The sequence below is a fragment of the Halobacterium wangiae genome, from assembly GCF_021249345.1.
In the GTDB taxonomy this organism is placed as follows: Archaea; Halobacteriota; Halobacteria; order Halobacteriales; family Halobacteriaceae; genus Halobacterium; species Halobacterium wangiae.
Genome location: NZ_CP089588.1, coordinates 963,818 through 988,113, shown reverse-complemented (window position 1 = coordinate 988,113; position 24,296 = coordinate 963,818). Strand labels below are relative to the sequence as shown.

Genomic DNA, 24,296 nt, shown 5'->3' with positions numbered 1-24,296 from the left:
TGTCGCATCCCCGGGACGGAGTCACAGACCCATTGACCTCTCACTCCTACCCAGAATCTATACTTCGGGGGCGTACGAACGCCACAGCATGGTTTCTACCCTTCTGCTGGTCGGCCTCCTCGCCGCCGGGTTCGTCGGGTTCAACATCGGCGGGTCGTCGACGGGCGTCGCGTGGGGACCGGCGGTCGGCGCCCGCGTCACCCGGAAGACGACCGCGGCGGCGCTGATGACGTTCTTCGTCCTCCTCGGCGGGTGGACCGTCGGCCGCAAGGTCATCGCGACGCTCGGCGGCGACCTCGTCGCCCAGTCGGCGTTCACCATCGAAGCGAGCATCGTCGTGCTGGCGTTCATCGGCCTCGGGATGGCCGTCGCGAACCTCTACGGCGTCCCCGTCTCCACGTCGATGACCGCCGTCGGCGCCATCGCCGGACTCGGCCTCGCGACCGACACTCTCGACCTGGCGGTGCTCGGTGAGATCGTCGTCTGGTGGCTCATCGCGCCCGTCGTCGGCTTCTGGTTCGGTGCCGTCATCGGCCGCTACCTCTACCCGCACCTCGACCGGCTCGCCGCCATCGAGCAGTCCGGCGGTCGGCTCGTGGAACTCGACCGTTCGGGGATGGTGCCGGCGCCGAGACTCGGCCCCGGAACGACCCCGCGGGAACTCGTCAGCACCGCGTTCGTCCTCGCCATCGCGTGTTACATGTCCTTCAGCGCGGGCGCGAGCAACGTCGCGAACGCCGTCGCGCCGCTGGTCGGCGGCGGACTCGTCGAGCCGGGTCCGGGGGTCGTCCTCGCGACGCTCACCATCGGGCTGGGGGCGTTCACCATCGCGCGGCGGACGATGGAGTCCGTCGGGAACGGCCTCACCGACCTGCCGCTGCTCGCCGCGATGGTCGTGATGGTGGTCGCCGCGACGATCACAACGTTCGCGTCGTGGCTCGGCGTCCCGATCAGCCTCGCGCTCTCGACTGTGATGACCATCGTCGGCCTCGGCTGGGGTCGCGCGACCCGCACCGCAACGGCGGGCCAGCTAGCCCGCGGCGAACTCGAGGGTGGCGTCTCCGTCGACGCGGTCACCGTCGAAGCCAGCGACGAGGTCCCGGGCATCGGCGAGGAGCGCGCCGAGGACCTCCAGTCCGCCAGCGAACTGTTCGACCCGGGGATGGTCGTGCGCTTCGTCTCCTTCTGGATCATCGGACCGTCGGTCGCCACGCTGCTGTCCTACCTGACGTTCGTCCTGCTGCCCGTCTAGGAGTCGCCCCGACTCGGCCAGTCCACGGAACAGGGGCCGCGCTTCACGCGGCGTCGCCTGGCGCGGGCCCGGTGTGCGTCTCGCTCCACGAAACCCAGCCCCCGCGCAGGTGCGCGGTGACCGCGGCGAGGTCCGAGTCCCGGCGGACCGCGACCCGGCGGTCGGCGGCGCGTTCACCGTCCACCCACACCACGACGGAGTAGGATATCTCGCCGTCCTCGGGGGGGTCGAGGACGCCGACCTCGTGCGCCTCGCCGGGCCCGAGCGCGACGGGTTCGTCGTCCTCGTCGGCGTCGACTCCGGTCACGCGCACGTCGTGTGACTCGTCGTCACCGTTCCGGACGGTGACTGTCACTCCCGGCGTCGTCGTGGGTAGCTGGGTCGCATCGTCGACGGCTGGGTTCGGTGTCGTCGGGCCGTCCGTGGTCGGGTCTGCCCGGGGCTGACGGTCCAGGCGGGGCAACCGGCCGGCACAGCCAGCGAGGAAGGCGGTGCCCGCACTCGCGGCGGCGAGTAGCAGACGACGGCGGGTGGGGGGCATGACGCTCGGGAAGGCCGGCGGTCGACATCAGGCTTCCGAGTGGCGCGTGGCCGGACTTCGGTCGTCCCCCACGCGAACGCTTTTGCCCGCGGCCGCCCCTGCTTGGACCATGAGTATCGGCGACGTCTTCGAGGTCGAGCAGTGCCCCGGGATCTCCTACGTGGACACCGGCATGTACGACACCGAGGCGTACGGTTCCGTCTACGTCGTGGACGCCGACCGCCCCGCCGTCGTGGACACGGGCATCGGCACGAACTACGAGCGCATCCTCGACGCACTCGACGAGGTGGGCGTCGAGCGCGACGAACTCGCGGCCATCCTCGTCACACACGTCCACCTCGACCACGCGGGCGGCGCGGGGTTGCTCGCCGAGGCTTGCCCGAACGCGGACGTCTACGTCCACGAGGTCGGCGCACCACACCTCGTCGACCCGGAGCGCCTCGTCGAAGGGACCAAGCGCGCGGTCGGCGACCAGTGGGAGTTCTACACCGACCCCGAACCGGTCCCCGAGGACCGGATCGTGGAACTGACCGACGGCGACACGGTAGACCTCGGTTCCCGGGAGCTGACGGCCCACCACGCCCCCGGCCACGCGCCCCACCAGATCGTCTACGAGGACCACTCCTGTGACGCGGTGTTCACCGCTGACGCCGCCGGCATCTGGGTGCCCGCTCAGGACCGCGTCCGAGAGACGAGTCCGCCGCCGAACTTCGACCTCGAACAGTGCGTCACGGACGCCGAACTGATCCGGCGCCTCGACCCCGACGTGTTGCTGTACGCCCACTTCGGACCCGGGCCGGCGGACACGGACGCCGTGCTCCGCCAGTACGAGCAGGTGCTCCAGGACTGGGTCGACGCCGTCGAGCGGGAGGTCGTCGAACGCGGCGAGGAGGAAGCGACCGCCGACCACTTCGCGGCGACCAACGACGTCGCGGCGATCTGGGGCGACCGCAAGGCGGAAGCGGAAACGAAAATGAACGTCCGTGGAGTTCTCCACTATCTTAAGAACCGGGAGTGAGAGGGGTGCCCATGAACTGGCGCGAGGCCGAGCAGACCTACGAGGACGAGGTGACCGGGCAGGACACCCTCCCGCGAATGTTCGAGGACGCGGCGGAACGCTACTCGGCCCGCCCCGCCCAGGGGTACAAGGGCGGCGTCTACGACCGGGCGCTCACGCCGGACGTGCTCCCGCCCGCACCCGACGGCGACTACGCCCACGTCTCCTACGGCGAGATGCGAGATATCGTCCGGAACCTCGCGGCGGGGTTCCGCGACCTCGGCGTCGGGCCCGGCGACCGGGTCGGTATCTTCGCCCACACGCGCATGGAGTGGGCCCAGAGCGACCTCGGCGTGCTCGCCGCCGGCGGCGCCGTCACCACCGTCTACCCGGGGTCGAGTAGCCGGCAGGTCGAACACCTGCTCGGCGACAGCGGCGCGACGGGCGTCGTCGTCGAGGGGGAGTCCGAACTGGAACGCGTCCGCGAGGTCGAGGACGACCTCGACGTGGAGTTCGTTGTCGCGATGGACCACGTCGCCGACGCCGACGCCATCTCCCTGGCCGACCTCTACGAGCGCGGCCGGGAGGTCTACGACCGCGAGGCCTACGAGTCGTGGATCGACGACCGCGACTACGGCGACCTGGCGAGTCTCATCTACACCTCCGGCACCACCGGGAAGCCGAAGGGCGTGACGCTCACCCACCGGAACTTCCGGGAGAACGTCAACCAGTGCCGCAAGCGCTTCGGGCCGCGACCCGACAAGCAGAGCGGCCAGTGCATCGACGAGACCAGCCGCGTCGTCTCCTACCTCCCGCTCGCCCACGTCCTCGAACGGCTCGCCGGCCACTTCCTGATGTTCGCCTCGGGCGCTCACGTCTGCTACGCGGAGTCCCCGGACACGCTGCAGGAGGACTTCGGGCTGGTCCAGCCCACGTCCGGGACGAGCGTCCCGCGGGTGTACGAGAAACTGTTCGACGCCGTCCGCGAGCAGGCCACGGAGTCACCGACGAAAGAACGCATCTTCGAGTGGGCCGTCGGCGTCGGCCGCGAGTATCACGAGACCGACGACCCCGGGCTCGTCCTCCGCGGGAAGCGCGCCGTCGCGGACAAACTCGTCTTCGAGAAGGTGCGGGACGCCCTCGGCGGCAACGTCGAGTTCTTCATCTCCGGCGGTGGCTCGCTGTCGCCGGAGCTGTGTGCGCTCTACCACGGCATCGGCCTCCCCATCCTCGAGGGGTACGGGCTCACGGAGACGAGTCCGGTCGTCGCGGTCAACCCCGCCGAGGAGCCGAAGGTCGGCACCATCGGCCCGCCGGTCCCGGACACCGACCTCGACCTCGACGAGTCCGTCGCCAGCCCCGAGCAGCAGGAGCGGACGGACGGCGACGCTGGCGAACTGCTCGTCCGCGGCCCGCAGGTGTTCGACGGCTACTGGGAGCTCCCGGACGCCACCGACGCGGCGTTCGTCGAACGCGACGGCGAGCAGTGGTTCCGCACCGGCGACGTGGTCGAGATCCGCGAGGACGGCTACGTGCGCTTCCTCGAACGCGCGAAACAGCTACTCACGCTCTCGACGGGGAAGAACGTCGCCCCCGGCCCCATCGAGGACGCGTTCGCCGCCAGTTCGCTCGTCGAACAGTGCATGGTCGTCGGCGACGAGCAGAAGTTCGTCTCCGCGTTGCTCGTCCCGAACTTCGACGGCGTCCGCAAGTGGGCGCGCAAGGCTGACGTCGACCTGCCCGAGGACGACGCGGAACTCTGCCGCGACGACCGCGTGAAAGACCGCATCCAGCGGGAGGTCGACACGGTCAACGAGCAGTTCGAGCGCTACGAGCAGATCAAGCAGTTCCGCCTCGTGCCCACCGAGTTCAGCGAGGACAACGATATGCTCACGCCGACGATGAAGAAGAAACGCCGGAACATCCTCGACCGATTCGCCGACCAGATCGGCGACATGTACGAGTAACCGGCCGTTCCCGCCGGTCGAAACAGCAGTTCGGGCCGCAACCCACGCGCTTTATACCCTCCCCTCGACAACCCACACCCGATGCCGACACCGGAGGGTAGTACATGAGTTCGACGATCATCCCCGTCGTTGCGACGATCATCGCACTCGGCGTCGCGGCGCAGGTGCTCGCGGACCGCCTGCAGGTACCCAGCGTCCTGTTTCTCATCCTCGCTGGCATCGTCGTCGGGCCGGAAGTGCTCGGCGTCGTGACCATCGAGTCGTTCGGCAGCGTGGAGACGCTGGCCGGCGTCGTCGGGCTCTCTGTCGCGATCATCGTCTTCGAGGGGGCGTTCCACCTGAAGCTCTCGAAGCTCCGGGAGGCCCCCGGCGCGACGCTCCGCCTGGTCACCCTCGGCGCGGCCATCTCGCTGGTCGGGACGGCACTCGCCGTCCGCTTCCTGCTGGACGCCCGCTGGGACATCTCCTTCCTCGTCGGTAGCCTGCTGGTCGCCACCGGGCCGACGGTCATCACGCCCATCCTCGAGGTGGTCCCCGTCCGGGACCGCGTCGGCGCCGCCCTGGAGACGGAGGGCGTCGTCAACGACGTGACGGCCGCCATCCTCGCCATCGTCGTCTTCCAGGTCGTCATCAACCCCGACCTGCCGGCCACCGCCGTCATCCAGGACTTCATGACGCGGCTCGGCGTGGGCGTGCTGATCGGGTTGGTCGTCGCGGCGATCATCTGGTACCTGCTCCACCACGTCGACCTCTCGCGGGGGAACGCACCACAGAGCGCCCGCCTCGTCGTCCTCGCGGGCGCACTGGTCTCCTACGGCGCCGCCAACACGCTCCAAGCCGAGGCGGGCATCGCAGCGGTCGCGACCGCCGGCATCGTGCTCGGCAACGCTGACCTCCCCTACGAGGAGGACATCGAGTCGTTCAAGGGCGACGTGACGCTCGTCGTCCTCTCGTTCGTGTTCATCGCGCTCGCGGCGCTGCTGTCCTTCGACGACCTCACGCAGTTCGGTCTCGCGGGACTCGTCGCGGTCGCAATCATCGCGCTCGTCGTCCGTCCAATCGGGGTCTTCCTCTCCACGTTCGGCGGCCGGTACTCCTCGGCCGAGCGGACGTTCATGAGCGCGGTCGGTCCCCGCGGTATCATCCCCGCCTCGGTCGCGACGCTGTTCGCCGCGGAACTGCAGAACGCCGGCATGCCGGGGGCCGCGAGCCTCCTCGTCGGCATCGTCTTCCTCACCATCCTGCTGACGGTCGTCTTCGAGGGCGGCCTCGCGAGACACATCGCGGAAGCACTTGAGGTCATACCAATGCGTGTCATCATCGTCGGCGGCGGCACCGTCGGTCGGGCGCTCGCTGAGCGCCTCGAAGACCGCGGTGAGAACGTCGTCATCGTCGAACGGGACGTATCGATGGTCGAACGAGCCAGGAACGAGGGGTTCACCGTCTACCACGGCGACGGGACGGACACCGACGAACTCCGGTCGGCGGGCGCGGACAGCGCCCGCATCGTCGTCGCCTCGACGGGTGACGACGACGCCAACCTGCTGGTCGCCCAGTTGGCCGAATCGAAGTTCGACGTCGAGACCATCATCGCTCGCGCGAACAACCCGGACAACGTCGACGCCTTCGAGGACCTCGGCGTTCGGACTGTCTCCTCGTCGCTGGCGACCGCGTGGGGCATCGACAACATCATCGAGCGCCCCGCGCTCGCCAACTGGATGACGGAGATCGGGCGCTCGGGCGACGTCCAGGAGGTCGAGGTGACCTCCGAGGACCTCGTGGGACGCACCATCGAGGAGGTCGACGGCGAACTCCCTAACGGCTGCATCATCGCGCTCGTCGGCCGCGACGGCGACAATCAGGTTCCGGACGCGGACTTCACGCTCCAGCGCGGCGACCACCTCACGTTCCTCGGGCGGACGGAGGCGGTCCGCGAGGCGCTGGAGTGGTGCCACCCGCACGACTGAGCGGCCGAACTGTCGCTGCCGGGGTGCCTGCACGTTCCTCTCTCTTCGCCAGGTAGCAGCCGAGAGCTCACGCGTCGTCGGCCGGGAGTTCGAACGTGAACGTCGACCCCTCGCCGGGTTCGGCGGCGACCCAGATGTCCCCGCCGTGGCGCTCGACAATGCGTTTGCACAGCGCCAGCCCGATGCCGGTCCCGGGGTGTTCGTCGTGGGTGTGGAGGCGCTGGAACACCTCGAAGATGCGGTCCTGTTCGGCGGGGTCGATGCCGATACCCTCGTCCTGGACCGAAATACGCCACACATCCCCGTGTCGCTCGGCGGAGACGTCGACTCGCGGCGGGTCGTCGCCGCTGTACTCGATGGCGTTCGAGAGCAGGTTCTGGAACAACTGCCGTAGCTGGCTGGCGTCACCTACCACCGTGGGGAGCGACTCGGTCGAGACGTCGGCGTCGGACTCCTCGACGCGAACCGCCAGGTCCTCGCAGACGTCCGCGAGCACGTCGTCCAGGTCGACTGGCTCGAACGCCTCGCCCTGGGTCTCGACCCGCGAGTACTCCAGCAATCCATCGATCATGTCCCGCATGCGCTCGGCGCCGTCGACGGCGAAGTCGATGAACTCCTGGCCGTCGTCGTCGAGCGCGTCGTCGTAGCGCCGTTCGACGAGCTGGAGGTAGCTCGTGACCATCCTGAGTGGTTCCTGCAGGTCGTGAGAGACGGCGTACGCGAACTGTTCGAGGCGTTCGTTGGACGCCTCGAGTTTGCGCTGGGCCTCGCGGCGCTCGGTGATGTCGGTGATGGTGATGACGCCTCGAATCACCTCCCCGTTCTCGTCGCGGACGGGCATCCCCTCGACGCTGATGACGCGGCGGTCGCCGTCGAGGGCCTCGATCTCGTAGACCACCGGGTCGGTCACCTCTTCGCCGGCGAGCACGCGGGGCAACATCATCTCATCGGTGGTCACCGGCTCACCCGTGTCGGCCCACCACATCGGGAACTCCTCGTACTCCGCGATGGAGTCGGCGTCGAAGACGTCGCCACCCCAGATCTCGTGCGCAGCGTCGTTCGCCATGACGAGCTCCCCGTCGCGCTCGGCGACGATGACGCCGACGGGGAGCACCTCGATGAGCACCTCGAGCTGGTTCTTGTTCCGCTGGAGCTCTCGCTCCGCGCGCTTGCGCTCCGTGATGTCCGTGACGGTCCCGGGGAACGTCACCGGGTCGCCGTCCTCGTCGCACTCCACCTGACCGCGGGCGACGACCCACCGCCACTCGCCGTCGGCGTTCTGCACGCGGTACTCGACCTCGTAGTCGCCACAGGACGCGAGGGCCGCGTCGACCTGTCGCTGGACGCGCTCGCGGTCGTCCTCGTGGATGGACTCGGTGAACTGGTCGATGGAGACGCCCTCGCGAGCGTCCTCCGGGTCGACCCCGAACGTCTTCGCGAACGACGCACCCGCGACGAAGCGGTCCTCGGGCACGTGCCACTCCCAGGTGCCGACCGCGCCGGCCTCCGTCGCCGCCTCGAGTTGCGCCTTCGCGTTCTGCAGGTCCCGTTCGCGCTCCTTCTGGTCGGTGACGTCCTGGGACATCGCCATGACGCTCGTGACGTCGCCGTCCTCGTCTCGGACCGGAACGAAGTGGAACTGGTACACCCGGTCACCGACCGTGTCCACGAACCGCAACTGCTCGCCGTCGAGTGCGGCCTCGTAGGCCGGAACGACGACCTCGGCGACCTCGGCCGGCAGGGTCTCCTGGAGCAGTTCTCCCTCCAGGTCCACTCTGGTCAGGTCCGCACCGCCCTCCGGCGTCCCGCCGAACGTGACGTAGCGGAGGTCGTCGTCGACCAGCGCGACGGCGCCGTCCGGGAAGTGCTCGACGAACGTCCGGTAGCGGCGCTCGACCTCCCGGAGTTCGCGCTCGCGCTGCTTGCGCTCGGTGATGTCGCGGTCGGAGACGATGATGGAGACCACCTCGCCGTCGTCGTCCGTGACGGGGCGGAAGAAGCCGCTGATGGAGTACGTCTCGCCGCTCGGGTCGGTGAGGTCGGTCTCGAAGTCCACGTACTCGCCCGCCGCGGCGTGCTCGACCCACTCCCGGACGTCGGCCTCCACGGCCTCGCCTCGTCCCCACCACGGCGTGTCCCAGAACCGTTCGCCGACGACGTCGTCGCGGTCCGCGTCGACGTACTTCATCGCGGTGTCGTTGACGTCGAGGACCGTCCCCTCGGTGTCGAGCAGGCCGACGAGGATGTTCGGGTCGTTGAAGATGGCGTCGTACTTTCGCTGCTTCCGCAGGAGTTCCTGGCCGCGATCCGTCGACCGGATGTCGCGGGCGACCCCCACCGTGCCCTGGAACTCCCCGTCCACGACCAGCAGATTCACCCTGAGTTCGCAGGGAATGCGCGCACCGCTGGCCGTCTCCACCGCCAGCTCGAACGTCTGCGTGTGCTGCTCGTGGGCGGCGAGTTGCTCGGCGATCTCGCGCTCGATGCGGCGGGAGTCGTCCTCCCCGACCAGCACGGAGACGTGCGAACCGAGCAGCTCCTCGCGGGCGTACCCCGTCAGCTCCACGATTGCGTCGTTGACCGCGACGAACCGCCCGCGGGTGTCGATCTGGTAGATGCCGTCGTCGACCAGATTCACCAGCGTCCGGTAGTGCTGCAGGATCTCGGCATCGTCGGCGTCCGCCCAGAACGCGGTGCCGGTGCCCGCCTGTTCGTCCATGGGTGTGGTACTGGCGGCTCGCAGAAAAGACCACCGTGGACCGCTACGCGGGCTGACTGGTCGTGGCCGACCGGCCTACGCGGGCTCGTCCCGGTGGACCTGCCAGGTGAAGACGCTCTCGAAGACGTAGTTGACGAGCATCGCGGCCGCGATGGCCAGCGGGCTCGCCGCGAGGAACCAGAGGTCGGTGCCGGCGACGACGAGCGTCACGGCGAGCCACTGCGTGAGCAGCCAGTACACCGCCAGCTGGACGGCGACGCCCCCCGAGCGCACGAGGTGGGACGTCCCGAGACGGCGCGCGAACGCGCCGCTCCCGGTCGCCCCCTCGTCCGCGAACGTCCAGTGCTCGTTGACGAGGAACATCACGAGGATAGCCGTCTCGACGCCGGCGGCCTTCGCCCACATCTCCGGCACGCCGAAGCCGAGCCGGAGCGCCGCTAACACGGCGTTGTCGCTGATCGCGCCGACGACGCCGACCGAGACGAACTGGCCGAATCGGGCGCCCGACACCAGCGAGTCGAAGCGCTCGGGGACGACGCCCCGCAGGCGGTCGCCGCTACTCATGGTTCCGTTCGACGAGCGCCGCTGACTCCCCGCGCTGGGCGGCGATGGCCTCGTGGAGCCGGCTGTCCTCGAGCCGTTTCGCGCGGTGGCGGGCCGCCAGCAGCGTCTCGAGCAACTCGACCGGCGTCCGGACCACCGAGACGGTGGAGCCGGGTTTGTCCTCCCAGATCAGCGGCACCTCCTCGACGCGCAGCCCCAGCGCGCCCGCCATCGCCACCAGTTCGACGTCCCACGCGAACCCCGGTTCGTGGAGGTGGTCGCGGACGCACTCCCACGCCGTCGCAGTGAGCGCCTTCGCGCCGCACTGGTAGTCGTAGAGGTCGACAGCCAGCAGGTTGCCGGCGAGCCACGCGAACCCGTCGCCGAGGAACCGCCGGGCGAGCGTCTGGTGGCTCGTCACCTCCGCGTCCGGGTGCCGGCGAGAGCCGACCGCCAGGTCCGCGCCGCCGTCCACGACGGCCGCCACCACGTCCGACAGCGACTCGGCGCCCGTGCTGCCGTCGGCGTCGGCGAACGCGAGCACGTCCGTCTCCAGGGCCTCGAAGCCGGCCGTGATGGCCGCGCCCTTGCCCCGCCGCCGTCTCGCGTTGTTGACCGTCGCGCCGGCAGCCTGCAGTCGGCCGACAGTCTCCCGCCGCCCCTCGTCGAGTTCGACGTGCAGTCGCTCCGGGTGCAGGGTCTCGCGGAGCGCTGCGAGGTACTCGACGAGCACCTCGACGTTCGGCTCGAAGGCGGGGACGACGATTCCGAGGGAGGGCATCCCGTAGACGAACGTGAGCGAGCGGTATCAGTTTCGTGGCTCGGACCGTCCCCGGCACGTCACAACGTGCCAACCTGCCCGGAGAATCTCCGCCGAAAACTGCTGGTGCGGGTTACCGCTCGAACGTGATGGCCGCGCCCTGACCGAAGCCGACGCAGAGCGTCGCGAGGCCCTTGTCCGCGTCGCGCTCGATGAGTTCGTGGATGAGCGTGACGGGGAGGCGAGCACCGCTGGCGCCCAGCGGGTGGCCGAGCGCGATGGCGCCGCCGTTGACGTTGAACTTCTCGGGGTCGACGCCGAGTTCGTCGCGGGAGTAGACGGCCTGGGAGGCGAACGCCTCGTTGAGCTCGACGACGTCGAACTCGTCGATGTCCTCGCCCGTGCGGTCGAGCAGCTCCCTCGTCGCCGGGACGGGACCGATACCCATGACCTCCGGGTCGACGCCCGTGACGTTGTGGTCGCCGACGTACGCGAGCACGTCGAGGCTGTGGTCCTCGGCGAACGCCTCGCTGGTGATCAGCGTCGCGGCCGCGCCGTCGGAGATCTGGCTGGCGTTGCCGGGCGTCACCGTCCCGTCGCCCTTGAACACCGTCGGGAGCTGGCTCAGCGCCTCCATCGACGTGTCGCGGCGGATGCCCTCGTCCTCCTCGACGAGGCCGCTGTCCGTCTCGATGGGGACGATCTGGCTGTCGAAGCGCCCGGAGTCCGTGGCGTCGGCGGCGCGCTGCTGGGACTGGAGGGCGTACTCGTCCTGGGTCTCGCGGGTGATCTCGTAGCGCTCGGCGACCTCTTCGGCGGTCATTCCCATCTGGAGCTGGGGGACGTTGTACAGTTCCGCGAGCCCCGGGTGGAGGTGCTCGTAGGAGTTGCCGTCCATCGGGACGCGGCTCATGTTCTCGACGCCGCCCGCGATGATGGCGTCGCGCTGGCCCGCCGAGATGGCGTCCGCGGCGCGCATGATGGCCTCCATCGAGGACGCACACCAGCGGTTGATGGAGGCCGCGGGTACGTCCTCGCCGAGGTCCGAGAGGAGCGCGATGACCCGCGCGACGTTGTTGTCCTGCTCGGTGCGCTGCTGGGCGACCCCCCACTGGAGGTCGTCGATGTGGTCGCTCGTCAGCCCGTTCTCTGCGAGGATGTGGTCGATGAGCGGGACCGAGAGGTCCTCGCTGCGGGTGTCGGCGAAGACGCCGCCGTCCTTCCCCTGGGGGGTCCGGTAGGCCGCCGCGACGACCGGGGTGTGCTCGCTTGCCATACTAGCACGTGGCGGACGGCGAACCATAAACCTCTCACAACCGAACGCCTGTCGCTCGCTGTTTATCGCGGCCGATTCGACGAGAGCTTACGATGCTGGCTCGGCGCCGGTCCGATTCAGCGCAGTGTCGTACCACACTGGCTTGCTCACCGACGACTGGTTAGTCGTCTCGAACTCGAACATTCGCTCAACCAGCCAGCCATCCTGCTCGTACGTCATGTCCACGGATTCGACCAACCCGTCCGCTTGCACCGTCGCAGTGAATTCGACTTCCGTCACCGGCTGCTGGCCGATGGTCATCTCGTCGACTGTCCCACTTACGGTGGTCGTCGACCCGCTGGCGTTCTCGACTGTCACGTCTGCGTTTCCGAACAACGAGTAGACCAGGCTACGCTCGTAAGTCCCCGATGGGAAGACCTGCTCGGGCGGTATCGGCTCGCCCCTCCCTTGCACATCGACGTTTCTGACACCGTACGTCACGTTGCCCTGCGTCCCGTTCCCGGAGGTGAGAAGCCGCCACAGCACCTTCTCCCCGTCGGCGTACTGCCAGAACACCCCGTTACTCCGTCCGTACGCGAGCGGCATCCCCGCGGCGTCCACTTTCATCCGCCAGTTGGATTCGTTCGCGGCCGTCATCCAGACGTACCGGAACGACGCGTCGTCCGCGTTCGGGTGCTTGACGCGAGAGACCTTCCCGAAACTCGCGTTCTCCAACTGGGAAAGGTGCGCGTCCGCGAGCGTGAGCGCGTCGGTGACACCCTCGCTCGTGAGACCCGGCGCCAACTGTTCGGAGGTCGAGGCAGGCGTTTCAGTGGTCGTGTCTGTCGTCGGTGCCGTGGTCGTCTCGGAGGGTTGGCCGTCGGTGCCCACGAGACCGGAACAACCGGCACTCGCGACGAGGAGGGCGGTAGTCGGGCGGCGTGCGTTCACGTCTCTGAGTTCCGATAGAACGCAGTAAGTGTCTTTGGTCGCTCGCAAGCAGTGAGGTCTGTCGCGTCACCGTGGGCCCGCTTGGCTAGTCTTCGCAGCTCGCGGCTCCCGCTGGTCGCCGCTCGCCACCTCGAGGACTCCCTTCGGTCGTCCTCGCAACCCGGAAAGCGTTTACCCCCGTCGCCCGGACAACAACGGTATGTCACGGCCGCGTGGCGACTCGGACGGACACCTCCGAGTCGTCGCAGCCCTCCTCGGAGTCGTCGCGCTCGCGCTGGTCGCACGCCTCTGGGCGCTCGGCTGGCGGGTCGCCCACCAGGACGAGTCGCGGGTCGCCGACTGGATCCTCCACTACATGGACGTCGGCGGCTGGGAGTACCGCGCCATCATCCACGGGCCGTTCCTCCCGCACGTCAACGGCGTCGTCTTCGACCTGCTCGGGCCCTCGGACTTCGCGATGCGCCTCGTCGTCGCGCTCGTCGGCGGCCTGCTGCCGCTGGCCGCGTGGCTCTACCGCGACCACCTGCGCGGAACGGAGATAGTCGCCGTCGGCGTCTTCCTCGCGGGCAACCCCGTCCTGCTGTACTACTCGCGGTTCATGCGCAACGACCTGCTGCTCGCGGCGTTCATGCTCGTCGCGCTCGGGCTGTTCGTCCGCGCGCTCTCCACGGGGCGAGCGCGCTACCTCTACGCCGGCGTCCTCCCGTTCGCGCTCGCGTTCACGACCAAGGAGAACAGCCTGCTCTACCCCGTCTGCTGGCTCGGCGCGCTCGTCCTCGTCTTCGACGGCCGACTCGTGCTCGCGGGCGCCAGCGACGAGGCGTCGCGGTACGAGACGGCCAGAGCGTACGTCCGCGGCGCGCTCCGCTCGGCGTGGCGGTACAAACTCCACCTCCTGCTTGCCGTCGTCCAGTTCGCCGTCGTCGTTGTCTCGTTCTACGCGCCGAAGCCCGACTTCTACCGGCTGTTCACGAACCCCGGGCTGGCCCCCGACGTGCTGCGCGCGGCCACGCTCGGCACCTACGACGAGTTCGCCGGTCTCTGGGGGTCGACGGACATGCAGACACACTCCTACATCGAGTTCCTCAAACACGACCTCACCGTGCTGGGGGTCGGCGGCCTCGCGCTCGTGTCGTTCGCCCTGCTGGGCTTCCTCTACGACCGCTACGCCGCGGAGCGACCCCGGGCCGTCGTCGCGTTCTGCTTCTACTGGGGGCTGTTCTCGGTCTTCGGCTACCCCGCCGTCTCGGACATCTCGGCGGGGTGGACGATGGTCAACGCGCTCGTCCCGCTGGCGGTCCCCGCGGGCGTCGGCGCCGCGCTCGTCTTCGACAACGGCCGCAGCGCCCTCGCCGCCGGCAACACCGCCCAGGCTCGTGCCGCCGCCGTCGTGTTGCTCGTCGCGGCCGCCGGCACCGGGGCCGTCGCGGCGCAGACCTCCTACGCGAACGCGCAGGGGCCGGGCAACCCGCTCGTCCAGTACGCCCAGCCCTCGGGGCAGATGCAACCGACGCTCGCGGAGATCCGCGAGGTGTCCGCGACCAACGACGGCGTGGACGTCATGTTCTACGGCGAGGAGTTCTACTCGTCGAACGAACTCGGGGTGGAGAAGACGCTCCGCATCGACAACTACGACAACGACACGGACACGGGCGGCGGCTACCAGGGGTGGTTCAGTCGCCTGCCGCTCCCGTGGTACTTCGGCGTCTACGACGCGAACGTCTCCAGCACGATGCAGACCGAGGAGATCGTCGAACACGACCCGCCGGTCGTCGTCACGCTCGAATCCGACGAGGAGAACCTCGAGGTCGACCTCGAGGCCCGCGGCTACACGCGGACCGTCCACCAGGGCTACCAGCACGGCCGCCCGGTCGTGTTCTACGTCCGCGCGAACGCGACCAGCTGAGCAGCGGTGTTGGCCGCGTTGGCGGCCGCCTGACCGGAGCAGCGGTGTCGGTCGCAGTTGGGGCCGACTGACCGGGACCGACGGCGGAGCAACTGCGACGCTCTTAAGCCGCCCGGGTGGATAGTTCCCGGATAGTGACTGAGGCGCTCGACGTCGTCGAATTCCTGCTCACGGCCCGCGTCTACGACCAGCACCGGGAACTCGACGAGAACGACTTACCACCCGCACACCGCAGCGCACTCTGGGAGAACGACGGCGTTCCGCGGCCGCCACAGGCGACCGAGGAGGCAGTCAGCGAGGCTGCCGGCGTCGAGGACCCCTGGGACGCGGTGTCCGGGCTGATGTTCACCGACCGCGACACGTTCGCGGGCAGCATGCAACTCGTCGACGACGACATGGCCATCGACTGGTTCGCGGAGCGCGCCGACGCCGAGCGCATCCACGACAACCCGACGCTGGCGTTCGTGATGGGCGAGGACTTCGGCGTCGACTACGAGGCCGCTCGCGCGGACAACCGCTCCGTGCAGGCCGACCGGAAGTGGATCGACGGCCTGCTCGCGGAGTACTTCGACGAGGAGGACGAGGAGATGCTCGACCTCGTGGAGGTGCGTTCGCCCGCGGAGATCGACGTCACCCTCGACGACATCGTGCTCACCGAGGAACAGGAGGAGGAGATGTCGAAGGTCGCGAAGGCCATCGAACACCGCGACTACCTCGCCACCATCGGGCTCAGCGAGATCGGGAAGCTCCTCTTCGTCGGCCCGCCCGGAACGGGGAAGACCTCGACCGCCCGGGGGCTCGCCCACCAGCTCGACCTGCCGTTCGTGGAGGTCAAGCTGTCGATGATCACGAGCCAGTACCTCGGCGAGACGGCGAAGAACGTCGAGAAGGTCTTCGAGGTGGCGAAACGGCTCTCACCGTGTATCCTGTTCATGGACGAGTTCGACTTCGTCGCCACCACGCGGACCGGCGACGAGCACAACGCCATCAAGCGCGCCGTCAACACGCTGCTGAAGAGCATCGACGAGGTGAGCCTCGTCAACGACGACGTGTTGCTCATCGGCGCGACCAACCACCCGGACGAACTCGACGCCGCGGCGTGGCGGCGCTTCGACGAGATTCTCTCCTTCCCGCGGCCCGACGAGGCGATGCGCGCGGACATCCTCGCGCTCGTCACCCGGGAACTCGACATCGCGGAGTTCGACCCGGCCGCCGTCGCCGCACAGACCGAGGGCCTCACGGGTAGCGACCTCCGACTGGTGCTCCGGGAGGCGGTGCTGGACGCGCTCGTCGAGGACCGCCGCACGCTCACCCAGGAGGACCTCATGGTCGCCGTCGAGGACTTCGAGGACCGCGACCACCTCCGCAACCTGGACACGCTCGAGGACGCCCTCGAGGACGGCACCACCGCGGAGGGCCACGACCACGCGCACGAACACTGATGCGGGTCACGCTGCTCGGCACTGGCGACACCACGGGCACCCCGACGCCGGGGTGCGACTGCGACACCTGCCGGGCGGCCATCGAACGCGGCGTCGAACGCACGCGGTTCTCCGTCCACGTCGAAGCCGAGAGCGGCGACTCCCTCCTCCTCGACTTCAGCCCGGACTTCCGGACGCAGTTCCTCCGCGAGGACGTCACGCTGCCGGACGCTGGCGTCGTCTCCCACGTCCACTTCGACCACCTCGACGGCCTCGGGAACGCCTACCGCCTCTTCGACGACCTGCCGGTGTACGCGGCGAACGAGACGGACCCGGCGACCGGAGAGTCCGTCGCCGAGACGGTCGCACGGAAGTACGACTACCTCGACAACGTGCACCCCACCGCGGTCTCGCCGTTCGAGACGTTCGACGCGGCGGGCTTCGACGTCACGCTCGTGCCCGTCGACCACCCGCCGCTGCTCTGCTACGGCGTGGTCGTCGAGCGCGACGGCGCGAAACTCGTCCTCTCCGGGGACACGACGTACGCGATTCCCGAGGAATCACTGGACGCCATGCAGGACCCGGACCTCCTGCTCGCAGACGGCATCGTGCCCGCTCACCTCTGCGAGCACCACCCCGCGGGCGGCCAGCACGAGGACGAGAACGGGGTTCCGCGGACGTTCGGCACGAAGCACATGACGAGAGAGGGCGCGCTCGCACTCGCCGACGACCTGGGTGCCAGCCAGACCCGCGTCGTCCACGTCTCGCACTTCTACCCCGTCGAGGAGGCGTTCGACGACGCGCTGGCAGTGGACGGTGAGACGTTCAGTCTCTGACCTCGCTACCCGAACCTATCGAGCCCGGACTGCCGGCGCCGGCCGCCCGCGTCCGCCCGCCACGCCGTCGCCGCCTCGCGCTCGGCGTCGAGGTCCGACGCTGGCGGGTCCGCCTCGTCGTACCCCGGGCAGTCGGGACCGCACTCCGCGGCGGCGTCGACGAGGCGGTCCTTGAACGCGCAGAATGGGAGCGTCGCGTCGTCGTCGCCCGTGGACGCCTCCGCGCAGGCCGGCAGGTCGAACGTCCGCCACCCCTTCCCGTACGCTCGCTCGGCGACACGGCGACGCTGGCGAGCCTTCTCGCCGGCTGTCACCGGCCGGACGTCCGTCCGACCGGGGTGTTCGTCGAGCACCTCCAGACCCGGCCCCGCGGAGTCGAGTCGCTGCGGGTCGCGGACGACCTCGATTGGCTCGGCGTTGTCGAAGTCGACGCGCCAGACGCCCACGGCCTCCGGGAGTCGATTCAGGTGGGCGCGCGTGACGTGGGACGCCGTCGCGAGGACCGCGTAGTCCAGCACGCCGAGGCTGGCGTCGTGGCGCATCTGGAGTCGCAGGTCGCCGGGACGGCCGAGGTCTGGTTTGTTCTCCACGCCGACGAGGCCGCCGACCCAGTCCGGGTAGCGCGCGGTCTGCCGGACGACCTGCTGGCCGTTCCGGCGCGTGAGGTCGAGGAAACCCGTCTCGGCGCCGCGCTCGGCGAGCGACCGGGCGCGCTCCGGCGGGCCGTCGAAGGCGCGGGTGACGCGGGTCCACTCTCCGACGCGCACGTCGCCGTCGAGAATCGCGGGCGGAATCGTGTCGCTGGTGAGTTCGGTCCGGGCGTCGAACTGCGGTCCGGGGAGCACGCAGACGGTGTCCACGATGCGGCCGCCGGCGGCGTGGACGCTCGTGCCGAGTTGCCGCGAGACGACGCCAGCGTCCCCGACACCCGGCACGCCCGCCGCTTCGAGGTGGGCGGACAGTCGTAGTTCGAAGCCGAACTCTCGCACGGCCCGGCGTACGCGGCCGACCGGGTTAAACGCCGCGTCCGCGCCGGCCGCGGGTGACCGACTGCCGAGGCGCGCGTCTCCCCGCCCGCGGGGCCGTCTCGCCCGAACCTGTAACAGTAGGTTTATCAGTCGTTCGGGGCGAAATTCACGCAAGATTACTCTGTGAACATGGCAGACAACCACCGACAACCGGAGGTGAACATCGGACTGGTCGGCCACGTGGACCACGGCAAGACGACGCTGGTCCGCGCACTCAGCGGTGAGTGGACCGACCAGCACTCCGAGGAGATGAAACGCGGCATCTCCATCCGCCTCGGCTACGCCGACGCCACGCTGCGTCGGTGCCCCGACGGCGAGGAGCCGGAGTGCTTCACGGTCGAAGAGACGTGCCCGGACCACGAGACGGAGACGGAGGTACTGCGGACCGTCTCCTTCGTCGACGCGCCCGGCCACGAGACGCTGATGGCGACGATGCTCTCGGGTGCGTCGCTGATGGACGGCGCGGTGCTGGTCGTCGGCGCCAACGAACCCGTCCCCCAGCCCCAGACCGAGGAGCACCTGATGGCGCTGGACATCATCGGCATCGAGAACATCGTCATCGCGCAGAACAAGATCGACCTCGTCGACGCCGACGAAGCCCGCGAGAACTACGAGCAGATCCAGGCGTTCGTCGAGGGCACGGTCGCCGAGGGCGCGCCCATCGTCCCCATCTCCGCCGAACAGGAGATCAACATCGACCTGATCATCGACGCGCTCGAGTCGGAGATCCCCACGCCCGAACGGGACCCCGACGCGGACGCCCAGATGTACGTCGCGCGCTCGTTCGACATCAACCGGCCCGGCACGACCTGGGACGGCCTGACCGGCGGCGTGCTCGGCGGCAGCCTCGTGGCCGGCGAACTCGAGGTCGACGAGGAGATCGAACTCCGCCCCGGCCGGGAGGTAGAGGAGGGCGGCCAGACCGAGTGGCGCTCGGTGAGCACGGACGTCCGGAGCCTCCAGGCTGGCGGCGAGACGGTCGACTCGGTGTCGCCGGGCGGCCTGCTCGGCGTCGGCACGGGCCTCGACCCGAGTCTCACGAAGGGTGACGCGCTCGCGGGGCAGGTTGCCGGCCCGCCCGGCACGCTCCCGCCGACGTGGAACTCCTTCACGATGGACGTCGACCTGCTCGAGCGCCTCGTCGGCGCAGAGGAGGGTGAGGAGGTCGAGGACATCTCTACCGGCGAACCGCTGATGCTCACCGTCGGCACCGCAACCACCGTCGGCGCCGTGACGAGCGCCCGCGAGGACGAGTGCGAGGTACAGCTCAAGCGGCCGGTGTGCGCGCCGGCGGGCGCGAAGATCGCCATCAACCGCCGCGTCGGCGCCCGGTGGCGGCTCATCGGCGTGGGAACGCTCACGGAGTGATGCGAGTCGCCATGGACGCCAACGCGCTGATGATGCCGGTGGAGGTCGGGGTTCGCCTGTTCGAGGAACTCGACCGCATCGCCGGCGACTACGACGCCGTCGTTCCAGACTGCGTCGTCGCGGAGCTCTCGAAACTCGCCGAAGGCGGTGGCGAGGAGGGGAAGGCCGCAAGCGTGGGAGCGGACCTGGCGACACGCTGTGATGCCGTGGAGACGGAGGAACCGTACGCAGACGACGCGCTGTTCGAACTCGCCACCGACGGCGACGTGGACGCAGTCGTCACGAACGACGGCCCCCTGAAGGAGCGCCTGCTCGGCGCGGGCGTCCCGGTAATTCATTTAAGGGGTCGGAATCAACTGACTATCACTCAACCATAGATGTACAAGCGAGCACGGCTGAAGGACACGGTGGAGGTTCCGCCCCAGCACCTCGGAGACGTGGGGCCGGACCTCGTGAAGCGGCTGTTACAGGACAAACTAGAGGGACGGATGGACGAGGACATCGGGAGCGTCGTCACCGTCACGGAGGTCCACGACCTCGGTGACGGCGCGGTGTTGCCGAGTCGACCCGGCGTCTACTACGAGGCCGAGTTCGACGCGGTCACGTTCGACCCGGAGATGCAGGAGGTCGTCGACGGCGAGATCGTCGAGGTCGTCAGCTTCGGCGCGTTCGTCGGCATCGGGCCGGTCGACGGCCTGCTGCACGTCTCCCAGATCAGCGACGAGTACCTCGCCTTCGACGAGGAGAACCAGCAACTCGCCTCGAGGGAGTCCAACAGCGTCATCGGCACCGGTGACGCGGTGCGGGCGCGGATCGTCACGAAGAGCATCGACGAGCGCAACCCGCGCGAGTCGAAGATCGGGCTGACGGCCAAACAGCCCGGCCTCGGGAAACACGGCTGGCTCCGGGCCGACCGCGAGCAACAGGAGCAGAACCAGGAGGCCGAGTAATGGCGTCGAACCGCCTCGCCTGCCACGACTGCCACCACATCGTCGAGCCCGACGAGGAGATGTGTCCGTACTGCTCCTCGACGAGTCTCACCGAGGACTGGGCGGGCTACGTGGTCATCACGCACCCCGAGCAGTCCGAGATCGCGGAGAAGATGGAGGTCACGGAGCCGGGCGAGTACGCGCTGAAAGTCAGATAGCGTGACCCGACCGGCCGCCACGCTGCCGCCGGACGCGCGCGGCGCGTTCAAGGACCCACTCGGACCCGTTTACCAGGACGCCCAGCGACTGCTGGCGGACGCTGGCGACCCGATTATTGCCGTCGGCGACGTCGTCACCTACCACCTCGTCGCGGCAGGCGCGCCGCCGAAGGTCGCGCTCGTCGACGGCAAGACCAAGCGCGAGGAGGCGTCGGAAGAAGTCCGCAGCGGCGTCCCCGACGCCGACCGCGACGTCGAGGTCGCTAGTCAGCCCGCGACTGTCTCCGAGGAACTGCTCGCGGCGCTCGTGGAGGCCATCGACGCCGACGGGTCGACGCTCGTCTCCGTCGTCGGCGAGGAGGACCTCGCGACGCTCCCAGCGGTGCTCGCGGCGCCGACGGGCGCGAGCGTCGTCTACGGCCAGCCGAACGAGGGGATGGTGCTGGTGAACGTCGACAGCGAGACGAAGGCCCGGGCCCGGGAACTGGCGGAGTTGCTGGAGACGACCGAGGAGTTCTGGGCGCTCGTCGACTGAAATTCCGGTTCGAACCCCCGACAGTCCCTTCGAAATCCTTTTACTGATTTCGCGTCCATGTACACACAACTGACCATGGAAATCGAGATTCTGGAACAGGAGGACAACCCTCTGCTCCACCGGACCGAGGTCAAATTCGAGATCAAACACGACGAGGAGACGCCGTCCCGCCTCTCCGTCCGCGACAGCCTCGCGGCGAAACTGGACAAGGACTCCGAGGAGGTCGTCGTCCACAACCTGGACACGAAGTTCGGGATGCGCCAGACCGTCGGTCGCGCGAAGGTGTACGACTCGCCCGAGGAGGCCGCCGAGGTCGAACACGAGCACATGCTCGAGCGCAACAAGATCGGCGAGGACGCCGAGGCCGACACCGAGGCGGAGGAGGCCGAATAATGCCCCGCGGCGACTACTACGACGACGACGGGCAGGAGACGAAGGAACACTGCCCCCGCTGTGGCGACACGTTCCTCGCGGACCACGGTGACCGCCAGCACTGCGGGAAGTGCGGCTACACCGAGTGGGAGTAGCGCGGTAGATGCGCGTTCTCGGAATCGAGGGCACCGCGTGGTGTGCGAGCGCGGCGTTGTACGATTCCGGGACTGATTCTGTCGTCATCGAGTCCGACGCCTACCAGCCCGAGAGCGGCGGCATCCACCCGAGAGAGGCCGCCGAGCACATGCGGTCGGCGATTCCGGCCGTCGTCGAGACAATCCTCGACGAAGCGGCGGGTGACATCGACGCTGTCGCGTTTTCCCGTGGACCGGGTCTCGGCCCCTGCCTGCGTATCGTCGGGTCCGCGGCCCGCGCACTCGCCCAGACGCTCGACGTGCCGCTGGTCGGCGTCAACCACATGGTCGCGCACCTGGAGATCGGGCGCCACCGCTCGGGGTTCGACTCGCCGGTCTGCCTGAACGCCAGCGGCGCGAACGCCCACGTGCTGGCCTACCGGAACGGCCGCTACCGCGTGCTCGGGGAGACGATGGACACCGGCGTCGGCAACGCCCTCGACAAGTTCACGCGCCACGTCGGCTGGACCCACCCCGGTGGCCCGAAGGTCGAGGCTCACGCGAAGGACGGCGAGTACACGGAACTCCCGTACGTCGTGAAGGGGATGGACTTCTCCTTCTCGGGTATCATGAGCGCCGCGAAGGCGGCCTACGACGACGGTGAACCCGTCGAGAACGTCTGCCGCGGCCTCGAGGAGCACGTCTTCGCGATGCTCACCGAAGTCGCCGAGCGCGCGCTCTCGCTGACGGGACGGGACGAACTCGTTCTCGGCGGCGGCGTCGGGCAGAACGACCGCCTCCGGGGGATGCTTGCGGACGTGTGCGAGCAGCGTGGCGCCGACTTCTTCGCGCCCGAACCCCGGTTCCTGCGGGACAACGCGGGGATGATCGCGGTGCTCGGCGCGAAGATGGCCGCGGCGGGCGACACCATCGCGATCGAGGACTCCGCCATCGACTCGAACTTCCGCCCGGACGAGGTGCCGGTGACGTGGCGGGAGCCTGACGCCCCGCCCATCCGGGACGGGGACGTGGTGCAGGGTGCGGAGGCCACGGTCACCTTCGAGGATGGAACCGTCGAGAAGACGCGCCTCCCCAAGACCTACCGCCACGAGTCCCTGGACGCGCGACTACGCCGGGACCGTACGGTCCTGGAGGCCCGACTGACGAGCGAGGCGCGACGCAACGGCGTGCCGACGCCGCTGGTCTGGGACGTCGACGTGCCGGAGGCGACGCTGACACTCCAGCGCGTCGGTGACACCGACCTCCGGGACGCGCTCACCGAACCCCGTGTACGGGACGTCGGCCGCCACCTCGCGACGATCCACCGGGCGGGGTTCGTCCACGGCGACCCGACCACTCGCAACGTACGGGTAGCAGGAGGCGACGACCGGACCTACCTCATCGACTTCGGACTCGGCTACTACACGGACGACGAGGAGGACTACGCGATGGACTGCCACGTCTTCGAGCAGAGCCTCGCGGGCACCGCCGACGACGCCGCCGTGCTCGCCGACGCCTTCGAGGAGGCCTACCGAGAGCACGGCGAGGCGGGCGTCCTCGACCAGCTACGCGCTATCGAGGGTCGCGGCCGGTATCAGGCCGCCCCAAACTGATTTGGGTCGTCGCGTCGAAGCACAGTCCATGGCAGAGAAATCGACCCGTGGTGAACTGTTCGGGGTGCCCTACAACTTCGAGCGACCCAGCATCAGCCGGATGCTCTCGTCGTACTGGCAACCGGGCGAGGGGATGCTCGTGGAGAAGCCGTTCGGCGTCGGCTACACGCTGAACCTCGCGAACTGGCGGTCGTGGATCGTGCTCGCCATCGCCGGCGGACTGCTGTGGCAGCAACAGAACAGTGGGGACGAGGAGCACAGCGACGAGGCGGTCGAGGTCGTCGTCGACGACGACTGAATCGACGCACCCAATTTCCTGGCCCGCGAGGCGGCGTACATGCACACGCTCCGGTTCGTGACGACGAACCCCGGGAAGGTCCGGGAGGCCGAGCAGTACCTCGAGGACATCTACACCGTCGAACAGTTCGACTACGACTACACGGAGGTACAGAGCGACAGCCTCGACACCATCGCCGCCCGCGGCGCCAGGGAGGCCTACGACGCCCAGGACGCCGACGTCCCGGTTATCGTCGACGACGCGGGGCTGTTCGTCCGCGCACTCGACGGGTTCCCCGGCCCGTACTCCGCGTACGTCGAGGACACGCTGGGCGTCGAGCGCGTCTGGAACCTCGCGGAGTCCCTGGAGAACCGCCGGAGCGCGTTCCGCTGTGTCGTGGCGTTCACGGACGGCGACACCACCGAGACGTTCTCGGGAGCCGTCCAGGGGCGTCTGGTCGCGCCGCGGGGCGACGGCGGGTTCGGCTACGACCCCATCTTCGAACACGACGGCCAGACGTTCGCGGAGATGGACACCGCGGAGAAGAACGCACTCAGCCACCGCGGCCGCGCGCTCGCGAAACTCGCGGACTGGCTCGTCGAACGCGAACGTTGAAGTGAGAAGCCGGGACCAACCCGGCGCGTGACCTGAGAATCGCCGCGACGCGCGCGAGGTGCGACCCACCTCACCGGGGCGAGCGGTGCGAC

At 69.0% G+C, this 24,296-nt stretch carries 24 protein-coding genes; 17 read left to right on the top strand and 7 right to left on the bottom strand.

What is annotated here, in order from left to right:
- The first annotated feature begins 88 nt into the window (after window positions 1–88).
- Window positions 89–1,252 (top strand): inorganic phosphate transporter, encoded by a 1,164-nt coding sequence (locus LT965_RS05415; protein WP_232702998.1) that lies wholly within the window; start codon window positions 89–91, stop codon window positions 1,250–1,252.
- A gap of 43 nt (window positions 1,253–1,295) precedes the next feature.
- Here LT965_RS05415 and LT965_RS05410 read toward each other — a convergent pair whose 3' ends face one another.
- A complete protein-coding gene (locus LT965_RS05410) occupies window positions 1,296–1,793 on the bottom strand; it encodes a hypothetical protein (RefSeq protein ID WP_232702997.1) in 498 nt (165 codons plus the stop codon).
- Window positions 1,794–1,902: 109 nt separating this feature from the next.
- Here LT965_RS05410 and LT965_RS05405 point away from each other — a divergent pair, with 109 nt between their 5' ends.
- From LT965_RS05405 to LT965_RS05395, 3 genes are all read left to right on the top strand, one after another.
- Window positions 1,903–2,811: an MBL fold metallo-hydrolase gene (locus LT965_RS05405; protein ID WP_232702996.1), complete on the top strand. Its 909-nt coding sequence runs from the start codon at window positions 1,903–1,905 to the stop codon at window positions 2,809–2,811.
- Between the two features lie 11 nt (window positions 2,812–2,822).
- Complete coding sequence (locus LT965_RS05400) at window positions 2,823–4,757, top strand: AMP-dependent synthetase/ligase (RefSeq protein WP_232702995.1); 1,935 nt, start codon at window positions 2,823–2,825, stop codon at window positions 4,755–4,757.
- 104 nt (window positions 4,758–4,861) lie between these two features.
- Entirely contained in the window at window positions 4,862–6,724 is a 1,863-nt protein-coding gene (locus LT965_RS05395) for a cation:proton antiporter domain-containing protein (protein ID WP_232702994.1), read from the top strand.
- 67 nt (window positions 6,725–6,791) lie between these two features.
- On the opposite strand, the gene LT965_RS05390 is transcribed toward LT965_RS05395, so the two are convergent.
- From LT965_RS05390 to LT965_RS05370, 5 genes are all read right to left on the bottom strand, one after another.
- The gene (locus tag LT965_RS05390; protein WP_232702993.1) at window positions 6,792–9,443 is read right to left on the bottom strand and encodes a PAS domain S-box protein; all 2,652 of its coding nucleotides are present in this window, start codon (window positions 9,441–9,443) and stop codon (window positions 6,792–6,794) included.
- Window positions 9,444–9,518: 75 nt separating this feature from the next.
- Complete coding sequence (locus LT965_RS05385) at window positions 9,519–10,007, bottom strand: GtrA family protein (RefSeq protein WP_232702992.1); 489 nt, start codon at window positions 10,005–10,007, stop codon at window positions 9,519–9,521.
- Window positions 10,000–10,767, bottom strand: a complete 768-nt coding sequence (locus LT965_RS05380) for a glycosyltransferase (protein ID WP_232702991.1) — start codon at window positions 10,765–10,767, stop codon at window positions 10,000–10,002. Before LT965_RS05380 ends, LT965_RS05385 begins: the two co-directional genes overlap by 8 nt.
- A gap of 112 nt (window positions 10,768–10,879) precedes the next feature.
- Window positions 10,880–12,022, bottom strand: coding sequence for a thiolase family protein (locus LT965_RS05375; protein WP_232702990.1), 1,143 nt, complete (start codon window positions 12,020–12,022; stop codon window positions 10,880–10,882).
- An 87-nt stretch (window positions 12,023–12,109) separates the two neighbouring features.
- Window positions 12,110–12,952 (bottom strand): hypothetical protein, encoded by an 843-nt coding sequence (locus LT965_RS05370; protein WP_232702989.1) that lies wholly within the window; start codon window positions 12,950–12,952, stop codon window positions 12,110–12,112.
- A gap of 199 nt (window positions 12,953–13,151) precedes the next feature.
- Between LT965_RS05370 and LT965_RS05365 the strand changes: the two genes are divergently transcribed.
- From LT965_RS05365 to LT965_RS05355, 3 genes are all read left to right on the top strand, one after another.
- Entirely contained in the window at window positions 13,152–14,858 is a 1,707-nt protein-coding gene (locus tag LT965_RS05365; protein ID WP_232702988.1) for a flippase activity-associated protein Agl23, read from the top strand.
- 134 nt (window positions 14,859–14,992) lie between these two features.
- The gene (locus LT965_RS05360; RefSeq protein ID WP_432419308.1) at window positions 14,993–16,300 is read left to right on the top strand and encodes an ATP-binding protein; all 1,308 of its coding nucleotides are present in this window, start codon (window positions 14,993–14,995) and stop codon (window positions 16,298–16,300) included.
- Window positions 16,300–17,115 (top strand): MBL fold metallo-hydrolase, encoded by an 816-nt coding sequence (locus LT965_RS05355; RefSeq protein ID WP_232702987.1) that lies wholly within the window; start codon window positions 16,300–16,302, stop codon window positions 17,113–17,115. Before LT965_RS05360 ends, LT965_RS05355 begins: the two co-directional genes overlap by 1 nt.
- 5 nt (window positions 17,116–17,120) lie before the next feature.
- Here the strand turns inward: LT965_RS05355 and LT965_RS05350 are convergent, their stop codons facing one another.
- Window positions 17,121–18,104: a DUF5787 family protein gene (locus LT965_RS05350; protein WP_232702986.1), complete on the bottom strand. Its 984-nt coding sequence runs from the start codon at window positions 18,102–18,104 to the stop codon at window positions 17,121–17,123.
- Window positions 18,105–18,272: 168 nt separating this feature from the next.
- Here LT965_RS05350 and LT965_RS05345 point away from each other — a divergent pair, with 168 nt between their 5' ends.
- The 10 genes from LT965_RS05345 (at window position 18,273) to rdgB (ending at window position 24,204) form a co-directional block, all read left to right on the top strand.
- On the top strand, window positions 18,273–19,511 hold the full coding sequence (locus tag LT965_RS05345; RefSeq protein ID WP_232702985.1) for a translation initiation factor IF-2 subunit gamma: 1,239 nt from the start codon (window positions 18,273–18,275) through the stop codon (window positions 19,509–19,511).
- Complete coding sequence (locus LT965_RS05340; RefSeq protein ID WP_232702984.1) at window positions 19,511–19,888, top strand: PIN domain-containing protein; 378 nt, start codon at window positions 19,511–19,513, stop codon at window positions 19,886–19,888. Before LT965_RS05345 ends, LT965_RS05340 begins: the two co-directional genes overlap by 1 nt.
- Window positions 19,889–20,461, top strand: coding sequence for a DNA-directed RNA polymerase (locus tag LT965_RS05335; RefSeq protein WP_232702983.1), 573 nt, complete (start codon window positions 19,889–19,891; stop codon window positions 20,459–20,461). It begins immediately after the preceding gene.
- Window positions 20,461–20,658, top strand: coding sequence for a transcription elongation factor subunit Spt4 (gene spt4 / locus LT965_RS05330; RefSeq protein WP_232702982.1), 198 nt, complete (start codon window positions 20,461–20,463; stop codon window positions 20,656–20,658). The genes LT965_RS05335 and spt4 overlap by 1 nt, the downstream gene beginning before the upstream one ends.
- A gap of 1 nt (window position 20,659) precedes the next feature.
- Window positions 20,660–21,193: a GTP-dependent dephospho-CoA kinase family protein gene (locus tag LT965_RS05325; protein WP_232702981.1), complete on the top strand. Its 534-nt coding sequence runs from the start codon at window positions 20,660–20,662 to the stop codon at window positions 21,191–21,193.
- A gap of 75 nt (window positions 21,194–21,268) precedes the next feature.
- Window positions 21,269–21,586 carry a 30S ribosomal protein S24e gene (locus tag LT965_RS05320; protein ID WP_232702980.1) on the top strand — a complete coding sequence of 106 codons (318 nt, stop codon included), beginning with the start codon at window positions 21,269–21,271 and terminating at the stop codon, window positions 21,584–21,586.
- Window positions 21,586–21,720 (top strand): 30S ribosomal protein S27ae, encoded by a 135-nt coding sequence (locus LT965_RS05315; RefSeq protein ID WP_232702979.1) that lies wholly within the window; start codon window positions 21,586–21,588, stop codon window positions 21,718–21,720. The genes LT965_RS05320 and LT965_RS05315 overlap by 1 nt, the downstream gene beginning before the upstream one ends.
- 8 nt (window positions 21,721–21,728) lie before the next feature.
- Entirely contained in the window at window positions 21,729–23,312 is a 1,584-nt protein-coding gene (locus LT965_RS05310; protein ID WP_232702978.1) for a bifunctional N(6)-L-threonylcarbamoyladenine synthase/serine/threonine protein kinase, read from the top strand.
- A 28-nt stretch (window positions 23,313–23,340) separates the two neighbouring features.
- A complete protein-coding gene (locus LT965_RS05305) occupies window positions 23,341–23,610 on the top strand; it encodes a DUF5808 domain-containing protein (RefSeq protein WP_232702977.1) in 270 nt (89 codons plus the stop codon).
- Between the two features lie 39 nt (window positions 23,611–23,649).
- A complete protein-coding gene (gene rdgB / locus LT965_RS05300; protein ID WP_232702976.1) occupies window positions 23,650–24,204 on the top strand; it encodes an RdgB/HAM1 family non-canonical purine NTP pyrophosphatase in 555 nt (184 codons plus the stop codon).
- Window positions 24,205–24,296: the final 92 nt, after the last annotated feature.

Excerpts from the sequence above, each read along its gene's own strand:
- LT965_RS05415 (WP_232702998.1), top strand. The coding sequence starts at position 89 with ATGGTTTCTACCCTTCTGCTGGTCGGCCTCCTCGCCGCCGGGTTCGTC.
- LT965_RS05410 (WP_232702997.1), bottom strand. The coding sequence starts at position 1,793 with ATGCCCCCCACCCGCCGTCGTCTGCTACTCGCCGCCGCGAGTGCGGGC.
- LT965_RS05405 (WP_232702996.1), top strand. The coding sequence starts at position 1,903 with ATGAGTATCGGCGACGTCTTCGAGGTCGAGCAGTGCCCCGGGATCTCC.
- LT965_RS05400 (WP_232702995.1), top strand. The coding sequence starts at position 2,823 with ATGAACTGGCGCGAGGCCGAGCAGACCTACGAGGACGAGGTGACCGGG.
- LT965_RS05395 (WP_232702994.1), top strand. The coding sequence starts at position 4,862 with ATGAGTTCGACGATCATCCCCGTCGTTGCGACGATCATCGCACTCGGC.
- LT965_RS05390 (WP_232702993.1), bottom strand. The coding sequence starts at position 9,443 with ATGGACGAACAGGCGGGCACCGGCACCGCGTTCTGGGCGGACGCCGAC.
- LT965_RS05385 (WP_232702992.1), bottom strand. The coding sequence starts at position 10,007 with ATGAGTAGCGGCGACCGCCTGCGGGGCGTCGTCCCCGAGCGCTTCGAC.
- LT965_RS05380 (WP_232702991.1), bottom strand. The coding sequence starts at position 10,767 with ATGCCCTCCCTCGGAATCGTCGTCCCCGCCTTCGAGCCGAACGTCGAG.
- LT965_RS05375 (WP_232702990.1), bottom strand. The coding sequence starts at position 12,022 with ATGGCAAGCGAGCACACCCCGGTCGTCGCGGCGGCCTACCGGACCCCC.
- LT965_RS05365 (WP_232702988.1), top strand. The coding sequence starts at position 13,152 with ATGTCACGGCCGCGTGGCGACTCGGACGGACACCTCCGAGTCGTCGCA.
- LT965_RS05355 (WP_232702987.1), top strand. The coding sequence starts at position 16,300 with ATGCGGGTCACGCTGCTCGGCACTGGCGACACCACGGGCACCCCGACG.
- LT965_RS05345 (WP_232702985.1), top strand. The coding sequence starts at position 18,273 with ATGGCAGACAACCACCGACAACCGGAGGTGAACATCGGACTGGTCGGC.
- LT965_RS05340 (WP_232702984.1), top strand. The coding sequence starts at position 19,511 with ATGCGAGTCGCCATGGACGCCAACGCGCTGATGATGCCGGTGGAGGTC.
- LT965_RS05335 (WP_232702983.1), top strand. The coding sequence starts at position 19,889 with ATGTACAAGCGAGCACGGCTGAAGGACACGGTGGAGGTTCCGCCCCAG.
- spt4 (WP_232702982.1), top strand. The coding sequence starts at position 20,461 with ATGGCGTCGAACCGCCTCGCCTGCCACGACTGCCACCACATCGTCGAG.
- LT965_RS05320 (WP_232702980.1), top strand. The coding sequence starts at position 21,269 with ATGGAAATCGAGATTCTGGAACAGGAGGACAACCCTCTGCTCCACCGG.
- LT965_RS05315 (WP_232702979.1), top strand. The coding sequence starts at position 21,586 with ATGCCCCGCGGCGACTACTACGACGACGACGGGCAGGAGACGAAGGAA.
- LT965_RS05310 (WP_232702978.1), top strand. The coding sequence starts at position 21,729 with ATGCGCGTTCTCGGAATCGAGGGCACCGCGTGGTGTGCGAGCGCGGCG.
- LT965_RS05305 (WP_232702977.1), top strand. The coding sequence starts at position 23,341 with ATGGCAGAGAAATCGACCCGTGGTGAACTGTTCGGGGTGCCCTACAAC.
- rdgB (WP_232702976.1), top strand. The coding sequence starts at position 23,650 with ATGCACACGCTCCGGTTCGTGACGACGAACCCCGGGAAGGTCCGGGAG.